The following is a 17,861-nucleotide window of genomic DNA, read 5'->3' as shown; positions in this document are numbered from 1 at the left end:
CGGCGCTGGCGCCTGGCGGGCTTGTGACCCGGGCCAAGGCGTTCTCGGAATTTTCCCACCCCGCCATCACCACCGCCTGGTCAAGCTTCATCATGAGCGTGGGCCTTGCGCGCATATTGCCCATGTCGGCGCACTGCCCGGTCGCAGCGGAAAATGCGAACCTGGCCTTCGTATCCCAGCCGGTCAGTCGTCTTCGTCAACCTTGTCGGGCAGATTTTCGTGCGAGGTGGCGGCGAAGTCTTCAAGTTCCTCTTCCGTCATGGTGTCGAACATCTCTTTCGACGCGCCTTTCAGGCTGGACTTGTCGGCCTCGCCCCGCTTGACGGCGAGGGCGGCCCCGGCCGCCTTTTGCTGTGCTTTCGATCTGGCTGGCATGGCTGTCTCCTGGCAATGTGGCCGACGCGCCGTGGATGAGGGAAGGACACGACGCGCGCGTTGGAACGATAGCCGTGGTCCCCTGGCTCTGTCCGGGATGCGGGGACGCTGGCGCAAACCGTGTGCGGCCAAGCGGACGGTCCGTGACCCCGACCGCCATTTGCCGATCAGAAATCATATCACCCTGCTCGATGATTGCACAGCCGGCCAGCAGGTCTCGGCGGCCGTGCCTTGCGATGGGCAAGATCGTGCAGATGGCGGCGATCCGCGCTGCGATCAAGATCAATGCTGCCAGGGGCATCGTCACCGAAGGGACGTCCGTCCGGTCGATGGAGGCGCTGCGCAGCCTCGGCGTGCTTCCGCCATGCCGGTTCCTCCAAAGGGCAAAGCAACACGGCAGCACCATCTGCCGGGTGATGTCCAAGATGATGTGTCTCGAGCCCCGCGGCGCCGTCTTGCCCCAGGCACGGCGCCATCTCCTTTCGTCATGATCCGGCGTCATGGAGGAAATCCGAGATAGGCATGCACCAGATTTGAACGCCGGCTTACGCCTCGGCAAGGAAACGCCGCGCCGCTGCGAACCGTTTCCGTCCGGTTCTGGGCGTCTGCCCGTTGCGATCGAGCCGTCACCATTCATCGACTGACGAGCCCCGATCAGACCCACCCTGGCACAGCGATGCCGTCTCCCCGCCCCCCCGGGGGGGGGGTGGCGGACACATCATCAAGGCCTCGCAGCATCACCAGACCTGCCATTCGCTGCGTTTGCAGGGTCCTGTCCAATGCGGCGTTCGGCAGCCGGCGTTGACGGTTCCGGAGATGGCGATAACGCAGGGCGGGTGCAGGCCGGCCCCCCGGTCCTTGGCAATGGCCTTGCGCAGCGCGGAGCGGTCCATCCGGCAAGCCGCCTCGGAGGGCATGGTGTGGACGGCCTGTCCGACCTGCGGGCAGCGAGCGGAGGCGCCGCGCAACATGCGCGCAACGGCAGCGTGCGTTGCGTGAGGACTTCTGGGGCGCGGGAAGGGGATCCGGGTCAGCGGGTGCTGGGTTTGGGCCCGCACAGAGCGTGCACCAGGGCTGCACCGCGCGTGCACAGGCTGTACACCGACAACGCACGGTGGGTTAACGGGTGGTGACAGGTTCAGGCGGGAAAATTCTGGATCGCGCGCTTGCACAGGTCGTGGAGAGTGCCCCGACCAAGACCATGCTGGCTGGCCACGAAGATCAGTCGATGGCCGTATAGCCTGTTCCTTGCGCCAAACCGCGCGTTCCTGTGCTTCGTGAAATAGGTGAGCGCCGCGCTGACCGTCTCTGACGGCTTTTCCGAATGATGCAGCCGAACAATCAGTTCTTTGGGCAACGACACGCGGTGCAGATAGTCCAGCGCCTTGACGATTTCCGCTCCGTCGACCGGCCCGACGTCGAATTCTGTCCGCCTCTGCCTTTCGCGCGAAGGCCGGGTCAGGGCTTCGGCGCCCAGAGCGTCTGAGGCGCGATCCGTGGCACCGTGCCGGGCACAGACCTCATGCGCGATGCGCAACGCATCGCGAGGGTCGATGCCGTGCAGCCATTCGTGGAGCCGGCCAGTGCGTCCCCTCATCCGGAAGGCGCCGAAGCTGTTTTTCATGTCTCGCTCGACGGCCTCTGTGTCCCGGGTCAGCAGCAGGACCTGAAAATCGACCCGCGCTGCGCCGAAGCTGCGCTGGTAGCTTCTGTATCGCTGTTTCAGATTTCGCGCCTGTCCGAACTTGCTGTTCAGCCTGTTGACCCTGATGCAGACATCGCGCCGCGAGGGGTTGTGATCGATCGGAACAAGGTCGTCGCCAGAAATCCCGACGAAGTAGAGACCGGACGCCTCGGGGATCATGGGGAAAATCACCCCGCCTCCCGCACCCTCTTCTCGACCACCTCGAACGGCACCGAGGGTTCGTCCTTGGCGGCGCGGATGACCAGCGAGGTCTTGACGCTGGCGACGTTGGGGGCGGCGGTGAGGTTTTCGGTCAGGAAGCGCTGGAAGCTGGACAGGTCGGGCGAGACGCATTTGAGGATGAAGTCGATCTCGCCGTTCAGCATGTGGCATTCGCGCACCAGCGGCCAGCGGCGCACCAGATCCTCGAAGGCGGACAGGTCGCGTTCGGATTGCGAGGCCAGACGGACCATCGCGAAGACCTGCACCTCGAAGCCCAGCTCGCGGGCGTCGATATCGGCGTGATAGCCGCGGATGAAGCCCAGCTCTTCCAGCGTGCGGACGCGGCGCAGGCAGGGCGGGGCCGAGATGCCGACGCGGCGCGCAAGCTCGACATTCGTCATCCGACCGTCGGCCTGCAGCTCGGCCAGGATCTTGCGGTCGATGTCGTCCAGTTTCGCGCCAGCCATGCTGCTCTTTCTTGGATTGGATTGCGGCGTTTCGGGAAACTACAATGCGGGCCGGGTGCGCGCAACATTCTTTCGGGGGCAAGGCGGGATGCGGGGTCGCGTTGCAGAAGCCGCGCCCAAGGGTTAGCTGTGCATCAAATGGCTGATGAGGCGCAAGATGACTGAACGCACGCACGTGAAACTTCTGATCGTCGGCTCGGGGCCGGCGGGCTATACCGCGGCCGTCTATGGCGCCCGCGCGATGCTGGAGCCGATGCTGATCCAGGGCATGCAGCCGGGCGGCCAGCTGACCATCACCACCGAGGTCGAGAACTGGCCCGGCGAGGTCGAGATCCAGGGGCCGGAGTTGATGGTGAAGATGGAGGCGCACGCGAAGGCCATGGGCGCCGAGATCGTCACCGACGTCGTGACCCGGCTGGATCTGGCGCAGCGGCCCTTCGTGGCGGAATGCGACAGCGGCCGGCGGGTGACCGCCGATGCGGTGATCCTGGCGACCGGCGCGCAGGCGCGCTGGCTGGGCCTGCCGAGCGAGGAGAAGTTCAAGGGTTTCGGGGTCAGCGCCTGCGCGACCTGCGACGGCTTCTTCTATCGCAACCGCGAGGTGCTGGTGATCGGCGGCGGCAACACCGCGGTCGAGGAGGCGCTGTTCCTGACCAAGTTCGCCAGCAAGGTGACGCTGGTTCACCGCCGCGACAGCCTGCGCGCCGAGAAGATCCTGCAGCACCGGCTGTTCCGGAACCCCAAGGTCGAGATCGTCTGGGACCACGAGCTGGCCGAGGTCACGGGTGCCGACGATCCGTTGGGCGTGACCGGGGCGGTGCTGAAATCGACCAAGGATGGCAGCACGCGCGCGGTCGCGGCCGACGGCGTCTTCGTGGCGATCGGCCATGCGCCGGCCAGCGAACTGGTCAAGGGCCAGCTTGAGCTGCACAATGGCGGCTATGTGAAGGTCGAGGCGGGATCGACGCGGAGTTCGATCCCCGGCGTGTTCGCGGCGGGCGACCTGACCGATCATATCTATCGGCAGGCGGTGACCAGCGCGGGGATGGGCTGCATGGCGGCGCTGGACGCCGAGGCGTGGCTTGCCGAGCATGACGAGGCCGGCATGCCCGATCCGGCCGCCGCCGAGCTGCCCGAGGCGGCGACGGCGCAATAGAGGCGCGTCCTCCGGGCTGTGGCTTTCGGGTCTCGGGGTGCGGAAACGAACGGAATTGCTGCCGCGATGCCGGCGGCTGAACGGATGTTCCGCACCGGCCTGTCCGCCGGGACCGCTGTTCGTGCGGCATGCGCCCGCGACGCAGGGGCGTTCCGCGCGTCTCCGCGGCGTTCGGGCAGCATCGCGCGGAAATCGGCGCGGACACGACGGGCGCATGGTTGTATGTCCGCAACGGCGGGTCTATGGGCGTGCCGACGGCGCGAACCGCCCTGCGCAGACGCGGCGCCATTCCGTATACCGAACAGCCGAGCATTCGACATGACCCATCCGAACCAGACGCCGATTCCCGAACTTTACGTCTCTGAAGAGGCCGCCGCCGCGCTGAAGGACGAAGCGGGCAGGATGCCCAGCTGGGATCTGACCCCGCGCCAGATCTGCGATCTGGAACTGCTGATGAATGGCGGCTTCACGCCGCTGAGGGGGTTCCTGACCGAAGCCGATTACGATGGCGTCGTGAAGGACATGCGGCTGTCATCGGGCGCGCTGTGGCCGATGCCGATCAATCTGGATGTCAGCGAGAAATTCGCCGAAGGCGTGGCGCCGGGCACCGACATCGCGCTGCGCGACCAGGAAGGCGTGATCCTGGCGATCATGTCGGTCACCGACAAATGGGTGCCGAACAAGGCGCTCGAGGCCGAACATGTCTATGGCGCGGACGACCTGGCCCATCCGGCCGTGAACTATCTGCACAATGTGGCCGGTCCGGTCTATCTGGGCGGCCCGGTCAAGGGATTGCAGACGCCGACGCATTACGATTTCCGCGGTCGCCGCAACACGCCGAACGAACTGCGCGCGCAGTTCAAGAAGCTGGGCTGGCGCCGCGTCGTGGTGTTCCAGACCCGCAACCCGCTGCACCGCGCGCATCAGGAACTGACCTTCCGCGCCGCGCGCGAGGCGCAGGCCAACCTGATGATCCATCCGGTCGTCGGCATGACCAAGCCGGGCGACGTGGATCACTTCACGCGCGTGCGCTGCTACGAGGCGGTGCTGGACAAATACCCTTCGGCCACCACCACGCTGTCGCTGCTGAACCTGGCGATGCGGATGGCCGGCCCGCGCGAGGCGGTCTGGCACGGGCTGATCCGCAAGAACCACGGCGCGACGCATTTCATCGTCGGCCGCGACCACGCCGGACCGGGCAAGAACAGCGCCGGCGAGGATTTCTACGGTCCCTATGACGCGCAGGACCTGTATCGCCAGCACCAGGACGAGATCGGCGTCGAGATGGTTGATTTCAAGCACATGGTCTATGTGCAGGAGCGCGCCCAGTACGAACCCGCCGACGAGATCGAACCGGGCGTCACCGTGCTGAACATCAGCGGCACCGAACTGCGCCGCCGGCTGCGCGAAGGCCTGGAAATTCCGGAGTGGTTCAGCTTTCCCGAAGTGGTCCAGCAATTGCGCCGCACCTCGCCGCCGCGCGCGCATCAGGGCTTCACGGTGTTCTTCACCGGGCTTTCGGGCAGTGGCAAGTCGACGATCGCCAATGCGCTGATGGTCAAGCTGATGGAAATGGGCGGCCGGCCCGTCACGCTGCTGGACGGCGACGTGGTCCGCAAGCACCTGTCGAGCGAGCTGGGCTTTTCCAAGGAACATCGCGACATCAACATCAAGCGCATCGGCTATGTCGCGTCCGAGATCACCAAGAACGGCGGCATCGCGATCTGCGCGCCGATCGCGCCCTACACCGCGACCCGCCGTGCCGTGCGCGAGATGATCGAACAATATGGCGCCTTCGTCGAGGTGCATGTCGCGACCAGCCTCGAGGAATGCGAGCGCCGCGACCGCAAGGGCCTGTACAAGCTGGCGCGCGAGGGCAAGATCAAGGAGTTCACCGGCATCTCGGACCCCTACGAAGAGCCCAGGCAGCCGGAACTGCGCGTCGACACGCAGGATATCGAGGTGGACAACTGCGCCCATCAGGTGCTGCTGAAACTGGAAGGGATGGGGCTGATCGGCCTGAACTGAACCGGCAGGCGCCATGACCGGATCGCGGCCCCGCCCTGTTCCGGGCGGGGCCGCATGCGTTTGGGGGCAGGATGCGGCCGCGGCGACCGGTCCGACCCGTCCAGGAAAGGAGACCAGATGACAGGCCGCGACGCGGATTACGGGCTGGCGACCGCGCCGTCTGCGCCGGGGTCGATGGCGGGCAGCGATCTTGCCGGGCGCTTCGGGGCGCACGTGCAGGCGCCGATGATCGGGGCGGGCGCGACATGAGCGGATGGAGATCCTCGCTTGAAGTCTTCGACATCGCGACCGGCGGGATTCGTGTGGTGCTGCGCAGCCCGCGGCTGATCGAGGCGCCCAACTGGCATCCCGAAGGATGGTTCCTCGTCAACGCCGAAGGGCGGCTGTGGCGCGCCGATCCGTCGGGGCTGACGCCGATCGACACGGGCGGGCTGGCGCGCTGCAACAACGATCACGGCGTCCTGCCGGATGGGCGGATCGCATTCTCGTGCCACGACGAGAGCGGCGCCGGCATCTACCTGCTGGAGGCCGATGGCCCGCGCGAGCTGGCACTGGCGCGGCCAAGCTGGTGGCATGGGGCGCATGGCCGGCGGATCGCCTATGCCTGCGCGCGCCGCGACCGGGTGGTGCGGATCGCGGTGCTGGACCTGGATCGCGGCACGGAACAGGTGCTGACGCCACAGCCGGGCCATCACGACGGGCCGGACTTCTCGGCCTGCGGACGGTTCGTGTGGTTCAATTCGGACGCGACGGGGCACGCCCAGCTGTGGCGGGTCGGGGTCGATGGCGGGGATGCCGCGCCGGTCTTTCGCGACGCCAACGTGAACTGGTTTCCCCATCCTTCGCCCGATGGGAACCATGTGGTCTACCTGGCCTATCCGCCCGGCACCGAGGGCCATCCGCGCGATCGCGACGTGTCGCTGTGGCTGATGGCGCCGGATGGCAGCCGGCGGCGCCGGATCGTGGATCTGTTCGGAGGCCAGGGCTCGCTTAACGTGCCCTGCTGGTCGCCCGACGGACAGGCTTTCGCCTTCATGCGCTATGCGCCCGAGGCGGTGCCGCTGCGCGCCGACAGGGGCGCGAACCCTGCGCGGGTCAGTGGACGCTGACCGGCGTCAGTTCGTTCTGGCGGGCCAGCATGAAGGCCATCGCGCGTTCGCGCACCAGCGCAAGACGCTCTCCATCGGTGTCGTGCACGGCATACATGCTGTCCACGCCGGGCAGCTGTTGCTGGATCTCGTCCGGCAGGGTGCTGGTCGCAACCCGGCGGATATAGACAATGTTCTGGTCTTCGGTATCGCCGAAATCGAATTCTGTATCCATGGTGATCCCCTTATCTGCGGCTGATCGGAATTGTCTGCACCAACTGCTGCGTGGTCCGGCGCTTGAGGTCGATATGCAGCAGGCCGTTTTCCATGCGGGCGGACTCGACTTCGACGCCATCGGCCAGCACGAAGCTGCGCTGGAAGGCCCGCGCGGCGATGCCGCGATGCAGGAAGACCCGCTGATCGTCCGGTTCGGCCATGCGGCCGCGGATGACCAGTTGACGGTCCTCGGTGGTGACGGACAGATCGTCCTCGGCGAATCCGGCCACGGCCAGCGTGATGCGGAACCCGTCAGGGGCGATATGCTCGATATTGTAGGGGGGATAGCCCTCGGCGCCCTTCGCGGCACGTTCGGCCAGACGCTCGAGCTGGTCGAAACCCAGCAGATAGGGATGCGCCCCCAGAGAAATCTTTGTCATCTCAGCCCTCTCCGTTCAAGCGACTGGTCATTGCGGACCCCGTGACGGCGATCCGCTTCGACAGCAAATATGTGCATCATACCGCCGCGAAACAAGATCCCGCGGCGCCGGGGTCTGGTCAGCGGCTGATCCCGCAGCGCGCCATCGCGACGCCGATCGCCCGCGCCGAGCCGGCCAGCGGAAAGCCCGAGACGCTTTTGCCGGCCGGGTTGCGCAGCTGCGCCGAACGGCCCGCCAGCAGCGCCGCCAGCAGGTCGGAACCGGGCGGCAGCACGGTGTAATGCACCGTGTTCTGTCGCGCGAAGCGGGGCCGGAACTCGCGCCCGTCGACGGTCACGATGATTCCGTCGGACGGCCCCGGCAGCCCGTCGATGCCCAGCACGGCGGGTTTGCCGGGCTGGCAGGAATAGGCCAGCGTGCTGAGCCCGACGGTGATCGAGGCCATCTGCCCGCCACCCGAGGCATCGCCGGTATTGCCCCATCCCGAGGGCTGCGCGCGGGGCGGGGCCGGGTTCACGCACATCCGCTGCACGCAGGCATCGTATTGCTGGCTTGCCGCGCCCGGCGAATCGGCCAGGCAGCGCCAGACACAGCGCTGCATCTCGTCCTCGTCCATCTGGGCCTGCGCGGCCAGCGGCATGGTCACCGCGGCGAGTATGGCCAGTACCCTGATCGCCTTCATCTGATCGTCCCCTGCTGCCGATCCCGGTGACTCGCAGTGTCGCGCTTGCGGCCTCATCACGCAACCGCGCCGAATAGACAGGTCGGCCCCGCGATGCCCGGCAATTGAAGGATTCAGTTAACAGTGCCGTTCCGAAAGGCTATAAGCTGAAAAACAGCGTCCAAGCGCCAACAGGCAGATCGCCAGATGAACGTGCACCATGAAATGTCCCATGAGGAAATCATCCGCGCCAAGCTGGTCGCGCTGCGCTGCGAGCATCGCGATCTGGACGAGGCGATCGCGGCGCTGGCCTCGAAACAGCTGACCTCGTCGCTGGCCTTGCAGCGGCTGAAGAAACAAAAGCTGGTGCTGAAGGACAAGATCGCCCGGATCGAGGACGAACTGACCCCGGACATCATCGCCTGATTGCGATGACAGCGCCTGCGCGCTATGGCGTGCGGCAAGACAGCAAGGGGGACGGGCCACATGGAAAAGCCGGTGGGAATCATCATGGGCAGCCAGTCCGACTGGCCGACCATGCGCGAGGCGGCGGCCGTGCTGGACGAGCTGGGCGTGGCCCATGAGGCGCGGATCGTCAGCGCCCATCGGACGCCGGACCGGCTGTGGGACTATGGCAGGACCGCCGTCGAGCGCGGATTGAAGGTGATCATCGCGGGGGCGGGCGGCGCGGCCCATCTGCCCGGCATGATGGCCTCAAAGACCCGCGTGCCGGTGATCGGCGTGCCGGTCCAGACGCGCGCGCTGTCGGGGGTCGATTCGCTTTACTCGATCGTGCAGATGCCCCGTGGCTTTCCGGTCGCGACCATGGCGATCGGCGCGGCGGGAGCCGCCAATGCCGGGCTGATGGCCGCCGGGATCCTGGCCCTGGGCGATCCGGCGCTGGCGCGGCGGCTCGATGACTGGCGCGCGGCGCTTTCGGCCTCGATCCCCGAGGAGCCGTCCGATGACTGAGATCCGCAGCATCGGGATCCTGGGCGGCGGCCAGCTGGGCCGGATGCTGTCGGTCGCGGCCAGCCGGCTTGGGCTGCGCTGCCATGTCTATGAGCCGGGGGCGGCACCGGCCGGCGATGTGGCCCATGCGCTGACGACCGCGCCCTACGAGGACGTCGCGGCGCTGCGGCAATTTGCCGATTCGGTCGATGTCATCACCTATGAATTCGAGAACGTGCCGACCTCGGCGCTGGATCTGCTGGAATCGATCCGTCCGATCCGCCCGAACCGGCACGCTCTGGCGGTGTCGCAGGACCGGCTGACCGAAAAGACCTTCCTGAACGGGATCGGCCTGCTGACCGCGCCCTTCGCCGACGTGCCGGACCAGGCCGATCTGGATGCGGCGATCGACCGGATCGGCCGGCCCGCGATCCTCAAGACACGGCGCATGGGCTATGACGGCAAGGGGCAGGTCCGGATCGAGGACGGCGGCGGGCCGGTCGAATGGCCGGGCGCGCCCTCGGTGCTCGAGGGCTTCGTGGATTTCTCGGCCGAGATCAGCGTGATCGTCGCGCGTGGCGCCGATGGCCGGGTGGCCGCCTTCGATCCCGGGCTGAACGTGCATCGCGGCGGGATCCTGCGGACCACCACCGTGCCATGCGGGCTGCCGGCGGGGCTGACGACCGACGCCGTGCTGATCGCCGGCCGGATCGTCAACGCGCTCGACTATGTCGGGGTGATGGGGGTCGAGCTGTTCGTGACCGGCGCGGGGCTGATCGTGAACGAGATCGCCCCGCGGGTGCATAATTCGGGCCACTGGACCCAGGCCGGCTGCGCTGTGGACCAGTTCGAACAGCATATCCGCGCCATCGCCGGCCTGACCTTGGGTGATGGCAGGCGGCATGTCGACGTGGTGATGGAAAACCTGATCGGCGACGAGATCGACCGTGTGCCCGAACTGCTGGCGATGCCGGGCGCGCAGCTGCATCTCTATGGCAAGGGCGCCGCGCGTCCCGGCCGCAAGATGGGGCATGTCAACCTGATCGCGCCATGAGGCCGGAGCGGCCTCGGCTGGCGGTGCGCGCGGCGATCCTGCATCGCGACCGGCTGCTGATGGTCAACGCCTATCCGGGGTCCCGCAGCGACCTGTGGTGCCTGCCCGGTGGCGGCGTCGAACCCGGCCAGTCGCTGCACCAGAACCTGATCCGCGAGGTCGCCGAGGAAACCGGCCTGGTGATCCGGGTCGGCGTCCCGATCCTGGTGAACGAGTTCCACGACCCCCAGAGCGGCTTTCACCAGGTCGAGCTGCATTTCCGCGCCACCCTCGCAGGCAGCGATGCGATCGCCCTCGATGACCCCGATTGCGTCGTGAACCGCTTTCGCTGGGTGTCGCGCCGCGGGTTGGCCGGGCTGCGCCACAAACCCGATGGGCTGGCCGGTGCGGTCTGGGGAAACGGCGCGGCGCATTACGACCCGCTTGAGCCGATCGTTCCCTGATCCGGTCCGGCCAGGATGCCGATATCTCGTCGGGCAATCCGGGGGAGGGCGGGGGGCAAGCCTATTCGGCCGCCTCGGTCACCGCCGTCTCGGATCCGGGCTTCATGCGAAAGCCGCGCTCAAGCTGGTCGAAGGGCGCGACCGGGTAATCGCCCGAAAAACAGGCGTCGCAATATTGCGGGCATTTCGTGTCGCGGCCCTTGGCCTCGCCGACGGCCCGGTACAGCCCATCCAGCGACACGAAGGCCAGGCTGTCCACCCCGATCCAGTTCCGCATTTCCTCGGTCGACATCTGCGCCGCCAGCAGCTTGTCGCGATCCGGCGTGTCCACACCGTAAAAACATGGCCACGCGGTCGGCGGCGAGGCGATTCGGAAATGCACCTCGGCGGCGCCGGCCTCGACGATCATGTCCTTGATCTTGCGGCTGGTGGTGCCGCGCACCACGCTGTCATCGACCAGCACCACGCGCTTGCCGCGGATCAGCGCCCGGTTCACGTTCAGCTTCAGCCGGACGCCCATGTTGCGGATCTGCTCGCTCGGCTCGATGAAGGTGCGGCCCATATACTGGTTGCGGATGATCCCCATGCCGTAGGGGATGCCCGATTCCTGGGCATAGCCGATGGCGGCGGGGGTGCCACTGTCGGGGACGGGGCAGACCAGATCGGCCTCGACCGGTGCCTCGCGGGCCAGTTCCACGCCGATCTGGCGACGGGTTTCATAGACCGACCGCCCGCCGATGATCGAATCGGGGCGCGAGAAATAGACATGCTCGAAGATGCAGAACCGGCCCGTGGAGGGTCCGAAGGGGCGCGAGGTCTCGATCTTGCCGCGCGAGATCACGACCATCTCGCCCGGCTCGATCTCTCGCAGGAACTCGGCGCCGATGATGTCCAGCGCGCAGGTCTCGGACGCCAGCACGAAGCCGTCATCGCCGACCTTGCCCAGCACCAGCGGCCGCACGCCAAGCGGGTCGCGCACGCCGATCAGCTTGGTGCGGGTCATCGCGATCACGCTGAACGCCCCCTCGATGCGGCGCAGCGCGTCCTTCATCCGTTCGGGGATGTTGCGCTGGATCGAGCGCGCCATCAGGTGGATGATGCATTCGCTGTCCGACGAGGACTGGAAGATCGAGCCGCGCTCGATCAGTTCGCGGCGCAGGGCGGCGGCATTGGTGATGTTGCCGTTATGCGCGATCGCGCAGCCGCCCATGTGAAACTCGCCGAAAAACGGCTGCACGTCGCGGATCGCGGTGGCGGCCTTGGTGCCGGCGGTCGAATAGCGCACATGGCCGATGGCCAGCGGCCCCGGCAGCGTGCCCATCACATCGGCCTTGGTGAAGTTGTCGCGCACATAGCCAAAGCGGTGGGCGCTGTTGAAGCCATGCTCGGGGTCGTGGGCCACGATGCCGCCCGCTTCCTGTCCGCGATGCTGCAGGGCGTGCAGCCCAAGGGCGACAAAGCTTGAGGCGTCGGCCACGCCGGTCGCACCGAAGATCCCGCATTCTTCATGCAGGCGGTCCGAATCGAACGGATGGGCCAGGAATGGTTGCATCGCGGCATCCTGAATGGCTTTGGGCTGTCGAGAGCTATGTAGGGCCCGTGGAGTGCAAAGTCACGCCCCCGCGCAAGAACGGGGGCGGTTTTTCGTCACGAAACGGTCACCTCCCGGCCAGGATGCGGGCGGGGATCAGTTCGATTCCGGCGCATCCGGCTGCGGGGTGGCGTCGGGAGAAACGGTTTCCGTCGCGTTGCAGCCGCGCACCATCTGTTCGTAGCGGCTGACGATCCAGCCCGGCGCGTCATCGGGGATCTGCTCGTCCATCTGGCCGCGCATCCGCTCGAAGACCTGCGCCGAGCGGGAATTCTCGACCATCGGCACCTGCTGGCTGGTCATCACGCGGTCGTAGACGATGAAGGCGATGGCGACCAGCAGGATGCCCCGCACCACCCCGAACAGGAAGCCCATGCCCTGATCGATGCCGCCCAGTGCCGATCTTTGCACCACCGACGAGAACAGCGGCGTGACGATCGAGAACACCACCAGCGCCAGCGCGAACACCACCGCGAATCCGGCGATCGTGGCGAGTTCGCAACTGTCGCCCAGGAAACGGTCCAGAACCGGCAATTGCGCGATCATGGGGCGCGCGGTGGCGGCGAACAGGAAGGCCAGGACGGCGGCCGCGATCCAGCCCAGGATGGCCAGCGATTCGCGCACGAATCCCCGCGACCAGGCCAGGATCGCCGAAAGAATGATGACTGCGGCCACCACCGCGTCAATGATCGTGAATCCGTCCATGTTCTGCCCCTGCGCCGGATATCGTTGAAATTCAGGTGGTTCAGCCGGCGCCGAAAACCTCACCCACAAATCCCGTCAGATCGGCAATGCGCCGTGTGCTCATGCCGCCGCGACTGTTTCCCGTGCCCTCGACCTTCTGGCCTTCGGGCAAAATCGCCTGTGAAAAACCAAGTTTCTGTGCCTCTTTCAACCTGTTTTCGGCCTGTGCGACGGGACGGAGCGCGCCGGACAGGCTGATTTCGCCGAAAAGCACGGCTTCGGGCGGCAGGGCACTGTCCTCGCGCGCCGAGAGCAGCGCCCCGGCGATCGCAAGATCGGCGGCCGGTTCGTTGACCCGCATCCCGCCCGCCACGTTCAGGAACACGTCGAGACCGGCGAACGGAATGCCGCAGCGCGCCTCGAGGACGGCCAGGATGGTGCTGACCCGGCCGCTGTCCAGTCCGACGACCGTGCGGCGCGGCGAGGCCAGCGTCGAGGGCGCGACCAGCGCCTGCACCTCGGTCAGCACCGGGCGCGTGCCCTCGATGCCCGCAAAGACCGCGCTGCCGGGCGAGGGCTGCCCGCGTTCGCTGAGAAACAGCGCCGAAGGATTGGCGACCTCGGCCAGTCCGGCGCCGGTCATCTCGAACACGCCGATCTCGTCGGCGGGTCCGAAGCGGTTCTTGACGCTGCGCAGGATGCGGAACTGATGGCCACGCTCGCCCTCGAAATACAGCACGGTATCGACCATGTGCTCGACCACGCGCGGGCCGGCGATCTGGCCGTCCTTCGTGACGTGGCCGACCAGCACCACCGCGACGCCACGGCGCTTGGCGAAGGTCACCAGCTCGTGCGCGGCGGCGCGGACCTGGGCCACGCTGCCCGGCGCGGCGTCGACCGTGTCGGACCACAGCGTCTGGACCGAGTCGATGATCGCAAGGTCCGGGCGTTCGGTGTCCAGCGTGGTCAGGATGTCGCGCAGATTGGTCTCGGCGCCCAGCCTGACGGGTGCGTCGGCAAGCCCCAGCCGCTGGGCGCGCATGCGAACCTGGGCGCTGGCCTCTTCGCCGCTGATATAGATGGCGCTCAGCCCCTTGCGGGCGAAGGCTGCCGCGCCCTGCAGCAGCAGGGTCGACTTGCCGATGCCGGGATCGCCGCCGACCAGCACCGCCGAGCCATGCACCAGGCCGCCGCCCAGCACCCGGTCAAGCTCTGCCAGGCCCGACTGCCGGCGGGGTGGTGGCGGCTCATCGGTGGCAAGCGCGGACAAGGCCACCCTGCGGCCCTTGGCGGCGCCCAGTCCGCGACCGGGACCCTGCGACAGAGGCGCCTCTTCGACGATGCTGTTCCAGGCGCCGCAGGCGTCGCAACGCCCGGACCATTTCTTGTGTGCGGCGCCGCATTCCGAACAGGTGAAGGCAGAGACGGGTTTGACCATGCCACATGTTGTGGCATCTGGGGGCCCAGCCCGCAACATGAGTATTGCCTTGCTGCGGCGCGCTCACGGCTTTGTCGGCTTGATCTTTGCCTGCCGCGCGGTCAGGGTCTGCGCGATTTCCGCAAGGTCCGCCCATGTCCAGTCCAGCGCCCTTTTCCCGCTACGAGTTCTTGATCGCCTGGCGCTATCTGCGCGCGCGCCGTGCCGAGGGCGGGGTCAGCGTGATGACGTGGATCAGCCTGATCGGGATCGCGCTGGGGGTAATGGCGCTGATCGCCACGCTGTCGGTGCGGGCCGGTTTCCGGGCGGAATTCGTGGACACGATCCTGGGGGCGAACGCCCACAGCACGGTCTACATGGCGCCCGAGCGCGTCGAGAACGCGTTCACCGACGATGTCTATGTCGTGCCGGGGCGGATCCGCGACTATGACGCGATGGCGGCCACGCTGGCCGGGATTCCCGGTGTGGTGCGGACGGCGCCGATCATCCGCGGGCAGGTGATGGCGACCGCGAATGACAGTTCCAATGTCGCCGAGGTGTTCGGCGTGTCCGCCGGTGATCTGGCCGCGATGCCGCGAATCGTCGATCCGGCGACGTCGGTCGGCGATGTGGAAAATTTCGGCGGCGGTATCGCGATCGGGTCGGGGATCGCGCGCGAGTTGGCCGTCGGGATCGGCGACAAGGTCCGGCTGATCGCGCCCGAAGGCGCGCGCACACCCATCGGCACAACGCCGCGCGTCAAGGCCTATGAGGTGACCTATGTCTTCAGCGCCGGGCGCTATGACATCGACCGCACCCGCATCTACATGCCGATCGCCGAGGCGCAGGGCTATTTCAACCGCGAGGGCGTGGCCGACGAGATCGAAGTCTTCGTCGATGATCCCGAAAAGGTCGGCGACTGGACCCTGCCGCTGTTGCAGGCGGCGGGGCCGGGCGCGCAGGTCTGGACCTGGCGCGACGCCTCGGGGTCGTTCCTCGCGGCGCTGGACATGGAAGACGACGTGATGTTCGTGATCCTGTCGGTTCTGGTGCTGATCGCGTCGATGAACATCACCTCGGGGCTGATCATGCTGGTCAAGAACAAGGGGCGCGATATCGGCATCCTGCGGACGATGGGGCTGACCGAGGGCGCGGTGCTGCGGGTGTTCTTCCTGTGCGGCGCCTTCACCGGGGTGCTTGGCACGCTGGCCGGGGTCGTGCTGGGCGTGCTTCTGGCGCTGAACGTGGACAGCATCATGGCGGCCATCAACGCGCTGACCGGCGGCGGGGCGTGGCAGCCCGAGGTGCGTGGCATCTATCGTCTGCCCGCCGAATTGCGCGCCTGGGACATCCTGCGCGCCGTCGGGCTGTCGCTGACGCTGTCCTTCATCGTGACGATCTTTCCCGCGCGCCGGGCCGCGCGCATGAACCCCGTCGAGGCGCTGCGCTATGAGTGAGGTGCTGCGGCTGGAGGCGGTCGGCAAGACCTATGGCCGGACCGGACCGGCGCCCGTCGAGGTGCTGCGCGGGCTGGACCTGACGGTGGCGCGTGGCGAGGTGGTCGCGCTGGTCGCGCCCTCTGGGGCCGGCAAGTCCACGCTGCTGCATATCGCGGGGCTGCTGGACACGCCCGATGCCGGGCGGGTGCTGCTCAAGGGCCGCGACATGACCGGGCTGGGGGACAGGGCGCGCACCGAGGCCCGGCGTCGCGAGCTGGGCTTTGTCTATCAGTTCCATCATCTTCTGCCCGAATTCACCGCGGCCGAGAACATCATCCTGCCGCAGCTTGCGAACGGAACCCGCGCGCGCGCCGCCGCCGATCGCGCGGCCGACCTGCTGGACCGGGTCGGCCTTGCCCACCGCGCCGATCACCGGCCGGCCGAGCTGTCGGGCGGCGAACAGCAGCGGGTCGCGTTCTGCCGTGCGCTGGCCAACGCGCCCTCGCTGCTGCTGGCCGACGAACCGACCGGCAACCTGGACCCCGAAACCTCGGACCGGGTTTTCGCGGTGCTGATGGCGCTGGTGCGCGAAACCGGGCTGTCGGCGTTGATCGCCACGCATAATCACGCACTGGCCAGGCGGATGGACAGGGTGATCCGGCTGAACGAAACGGTTGCCTGAGACAGTCAGGCGGGGCAGAGTCGGCGCAAAGAAACCAGAGGGGGCAGCAATGAAGGCAGTATATTTGGCCGGGATCGGCGCCGTGGCGATGGCGGGACTGATCGCAGCCTGCGCGCCCGAGACGCAGGTGACGACCGGCCGCAGCGACTACATGAACCTGTGCGTGGACTGCCACGGCCCGACCGGGAAGGGCGACGGCCCGGCGGCCGCCGGCATGGAGCCTCGGCCCACCGACATCACCCGGGTTGCGCGCAACAATGACGGCGTGTTTCCCAAGAACCGCGTGATGAGCCATATCTACGGCTACACGATGGGCCGCAGCGAAAGCCCGATGCCGCAATTCGGCGACCTGCTGGAAGGGCGCACGGTGCTTTACGATACCGGCGACGGCATCGAGACGCCGACGCCCTGGCGGCTGGTGGCGCTGATGGAATATGTGGAAGGGATGCAGGAATAACAGAGCATACCTATGCCTTGAACAGCGCGTCCGCAGCCTCCAAGGTGGCTGGATGACCGGGATTGAACGTGACGGGCACCTTGCCATCCGCCAAGAAAATGTGGACGCGCTCGAGCGACTGGTCGAGTTCCTGGTGAATGAACTGGTCCATACCCGCCTTAAATGGCGTGTTTACCGTGCTTTCTACGGCACGAACAACGAGCGCGTTGAGCTGCTGAATGGTGTGTCTGGCACAACCGCCGGTATAATTCAGGATGCGCTCTATGACGATGTGATCCTCAGCCTGTGTCGTTCCGCTGACGCCGCGAGATCAGCAGGCAAAAGCAACAACAGCTTTGCAAGCCTGTTGTCATTTCTGGACGACGTGCCATTCAAGAAAGACCTTTCTGGGCGGATCAAAGTGTTTCAAGGTCTCTGCCGACCCCTCAGGGATCGTCGAAACTGGCACGTTGCGCATTCAGACCGCGAGGCCACATTCTCCGAAACGCAGATGGGAGGAGTCTCACGGAGCGACGTGGAAGCCTGCATCGAAGTAGCGCGGTCCACGCTTGTTGTCGTCTATTCCGCAGTCTTCAACACGCAAATATCGACAGAGCTTGTGTCGGGCCACAACGATGACGAAGTGGCCTTTCTTAGAACAATTTATCACGGCAGGGAACGATTGGCGGCCATTGAGGTGGAGGCATTGTCGATGGTGGCGCTGCCTGCCGATTCAAGACGAACGCCGCCCGAGATCAGGGCCTTGCGCGAACTACATGAGAAACCGGAATGGCTGAACTATCGGCCGCCACCACGGCACGACTGAA

General features: G+C 66.7%; 22 protein-coding genes. 13 read left to right on the top strand and 9 right to left on the bottom strand.

All coding sequences use genetic code 11. The annotated features are described in order from the left end of the window. Positions 1-183 precede the first annotated feature (183 nt). The gene (locus L1965_RS01380; protein ID WP_235754619.1) at positions 184-375 is read right to left on the bottom strand and encodes a DUF3008 family protein; all 192 of its coding nucleotides are present in this window, start codon (positions 373-375) and stop codon (positions 184-186) included. Positions 376-611: 236 nt separating this feature from the next. On the opposite strand from L1965_RS01380, the gene L1965_RS01375 reads away from it, so the two are divergent. Further along, a complete protein-coding gene (locus tag L1965_RS01375) occupies positions 612-866 on the top strand; it encodes a hypothetical protein (RefSeq protein WP_235754618.1) in 255 nt (84 codons plus the stop codon). A 647-nt stretch (positions 867-1,513) separates the two neighbouring features. Here the strand turns inward: L1965_RS01375 and L1965_RS01370 are convergent. Further along, a complete protein-coding gene (locus L1965_RS01370; RefSeq protein WP_235754617.1) occupies positions 1,514-2,251 on the bottom strand; it encodes a hypothetical protein in 738 nt (245 codons plus the stop codon). Then, complete coding sequence (locus L1965_RS01365) at positions 2,248-2,748, bottom strand: Lrp/AsnC family transcriptional regulator (protein ID WP_235754616.1); 501 nt, start codon at positions 2,746-2,748, stop codon at positions 2,248-2,250. Before L1965_RS01365 ends, L1965_RS01370 begins: the two co-directional genes overlap by 4 nt. A 145-nt stretch (positions 2,749-2,893) precedes the next feature. Between L1965_RS01365 and trxB the strand changes: the two genes are divergently transcribed. From trxB to L1965_RS01350, 4 genes are all read left to right on the top strand, one after another. Further along, a complete protein-coding gene (gene trxB, locus L1965_RS01360) occupies positions 2,894-3,904 on the top strand; it encodes a thioredoxin-disulfide reductase (protein ID WP_235754615.1) in 1,011 nt (336 codons plus the stop codon). A gap of 318 nt (positions 3,905-4,222) precedes the next feature. Further along, on the top strand, positions 4,223-5,932 hold the full coding sequence (locus L1965_RS01355) for a bifunctional sulfate adenylyltransferase/adenylylsulfate kinase (protein WP_235754614.1): 1,710 nt from the start codon (positions 4,223-4,225) through the stop codon (positions 5,930-5,932). A gap of 117 nt (positions 5,933-6,049) precedes the next feature. Continuing rightward, on the top strand, positions 6,050-6,181 hold the full coding sequence (locus L1965_RS16000) for a hypothetical protein (protein WP_277882921.1): 132 nt from the start codon (positions 6,050-6,052) through the stop codon (positions 6,179-6,181). Then, entirely contained in the window at positions 6,178-7,041 is an 864-nt protein-coding gene (locus tag L1965_RS01350; RefSeq protein WP_235754613.1) for a TolB family protein, read from the top strand. The genes L1965_RS16000 and L1965_RS01350 overlap by 4 nt, the downstream gene beginning before the upstream one ends. Here the strand turns inward: L1965_RS01350 and L1965_RS01345 are convergent. The 3 genes from L1965_RS01345 to L1965_RS01335 form a co-directional block, all read right to left on the bottom strand. Next, positions 7,028-7,255: a DUF1150 family protein gene (locus L1965_RS01345; protein ID WP_235754612.1), complete on the bottom strand. Its 228-nt coding sequence runs from the start codon at positions 7,253-7,255 to the stop codon at positions 7,028-7,030. The genes L1965_RS01350 and L1965_RS01345 overlap by 14 nt on opposite strands. 10 nt (positions 7,256-7,265) lie before the next feature. Next, positions 7,266-7,676, bottom strand: a complete 411-nt coding sequence (locus L1965_RS01340; protein WP_235754611.1) for an Hsp20 family protein — start codon at positions 7,674-7,676, stop codon at positions 7,266-7,268. Positions 7,677-7,794: 118 nt separating this feature from the next. After that, positions 7,795-8,358 carry a hypothetical protein gene (locus L1965_RS01335; RefSeq protein WP_235754610.1) on the bottom strand — a complete coding sequence of 188 codons (564 nt, stop codon included), beginning with the start codon at positions 8,356-8,358 and terminating at the stop codon, positions 7,795-7,797. 186 nt (positions 8,359-8,544) lie between these two features. Here L1965_RS01335 and L1965_RS01330 point away from each other — a divergent pair, with 186 nt between their 5' ends. From L1965_RS01330 to L1965_RS01315, 4 genes are read left to right on the top strand one after another with little or no spacing between them, the layout of a single operon-like run. Then, the gene (locus tag L1965_RS01330; RefSeq protein WP_235754609.1) at positions 8,545-8,763 is read left to right on the top strand and encodes a YdcH family protein; all 219 of its coding nucleotides are present in this window, start codon (positions 8,545-8,547) and stop codon (positions 8,761-8,763) included. Between the two features lie 60 nt (positions 8,764-8,823). Beyond that, a complete protein-coding gene (gene purE, locus L1965_RS01325) occupies positions 8,824-9,309 on the top strand; it encodes a 5-(carboxyamino)imidazole ribonucleotide mutase (RefSeq protein WP_235754608.1) in 486 nt (161 codons plus the stop codon). After that, positions 9,302-10,342: a 5-(carboxyamino)imidazole ribonucleotide synthase gene (locus tag L1965_RS01320; RefSeq protein WP_235754607.1), complete on the top strand. Its 1,041-nt coding sequence runs from the start codon at positions 9,302-9,304 to the stop codon at positions 10,340-10,342. Before purE ends, L1965_RS01320 begins: the two co-directional genes overlap by 8 nt. After that, a complete protein-coding gene (locus tag L1965_RS01315; protein ID WP_235754606.1) occupies positions 10,339-10,785 on the top strand; it encodes an NUDIX domain-containing protein in 447 nt (148 codons plus the stop codon). Before L1965_RS01320 ends, L1965_RS01315 begins: the two co-directional genes overlap by 4 nt. A gap of 61 nt (positions 10,786-10,846) precedes the next feature. On the opposite strand, the gene purF is transcribed toward L1965_RS01315, so the two are convergent. From purF to radA, 3 genes are all read right to left on the bottom strand, one after another. Next, a complete protein-coding gene (purF, locus tag L1965_RS01310) occupies positions 10,847-12,337 on the bottom strand; it encodes an amidophosphoribosyltransferase (RefSeq protein WP_235754605.1) in 1,491 nt (496 codons plus the stop codon). 135 nt (positions 12,338-12,472) lie between these two features. Beyond that, the gene (locus L1965_RS01305) at positions 12,473-13,081 is read right to left on the bottom strand and encodes a CvpA family protein (RefSeq protein WP_235754604.1); all 609 of its coding nucleotides are present in this window, start codon (positions 13,079-13,081) and stop codon (positions 12,473-12,475) included. Between the two features lie 40 nt (positions 13,082-13,121). Continuing rightward, positions 13,122-14,498, bottom strand: a complete 1,377-nt coding sequence (gene radA, locus L1965_RS01300; protein WP_235754603.1) for a DNA repair protein RadA — start codon at positions 14,496-14,498, stop codon at positions 13,122-13,124. A 134-nt stretch (positions 14,499-14,632) separates the two neighbouring features. Here radA and L1965_RS01295 point away from each other — a divergent pair, with 134 nt between their 5' ends. The 4 genes from L1965_RS01295 to L1965_RS01280 are packed head-to-tail and all read left to right on the top strand — an operon-like array spanning position 14,633 to position 17,860. Beyond that, the gene (locus tag L1965_RS01295) at positions 14,633-15,934 is read left to right on the top strand and encodes a lipoprotein-releasing ABC transporter permease subunit (RefSeq protein WP_235754602.1); all 1,302 of its coding nucleotides are present in this window, start codon (positions 14,633-14,635) and stop codon (positions 15,932-15,934) included. Further along, positions 15,927-16,598, top strand: coding sequence for an ABC transporter ATP-binding protein (locus L1965_RS01290; RefSeq protein ID WP_235754601.1), 672 nt, complete (start codon positions 15,927-15,929; stop codon positions 16,596-16,598). The genes L1965_RS01295 and L1965_RS01290 overlap by 8 nt, the downstream gene beginning before the upstream one ends. 49 nt (positions 16,599-16,647) lie before the next feature. Beyond that, entirely contained in the window at positions 16,648-17,055 is a 408-nt protein-coding gene (locus tag L1965_RS01285; RefSeq protein ID WP_235754600.1) for a c-type cytochrome, read from the top strand. Positions 17,056-17,107: 52 nt separating this feature from the next. Further along, positions 17,108-17,860 (top strand): AbiU2 domain-containing protein, encoded by a 753-nt coding sequence (locus L1965_RS01280; protein ID WP_235754599.1) that lies wholly within the window; start codon positions 17,108-17,110, stop codon positions 17,858-17,860. Position 17,861: the final 1 nt, after the last annotated feature.

This window comes from Paracoccus salsus, assembly GCF_021556615.1.
GTDB classification, from domain to species: domain Bacteria; phylum Pseudomonadota; class Alphaproteobacteria; order Rhodobacterales; family Rhodobacteraceae; genus Paracoccus; species Paracoccus salsus.
Note: the sequence above shows the minus strand (reverse complement) of the source record. Positions and strands in the feature narration are given on the sequence as shown.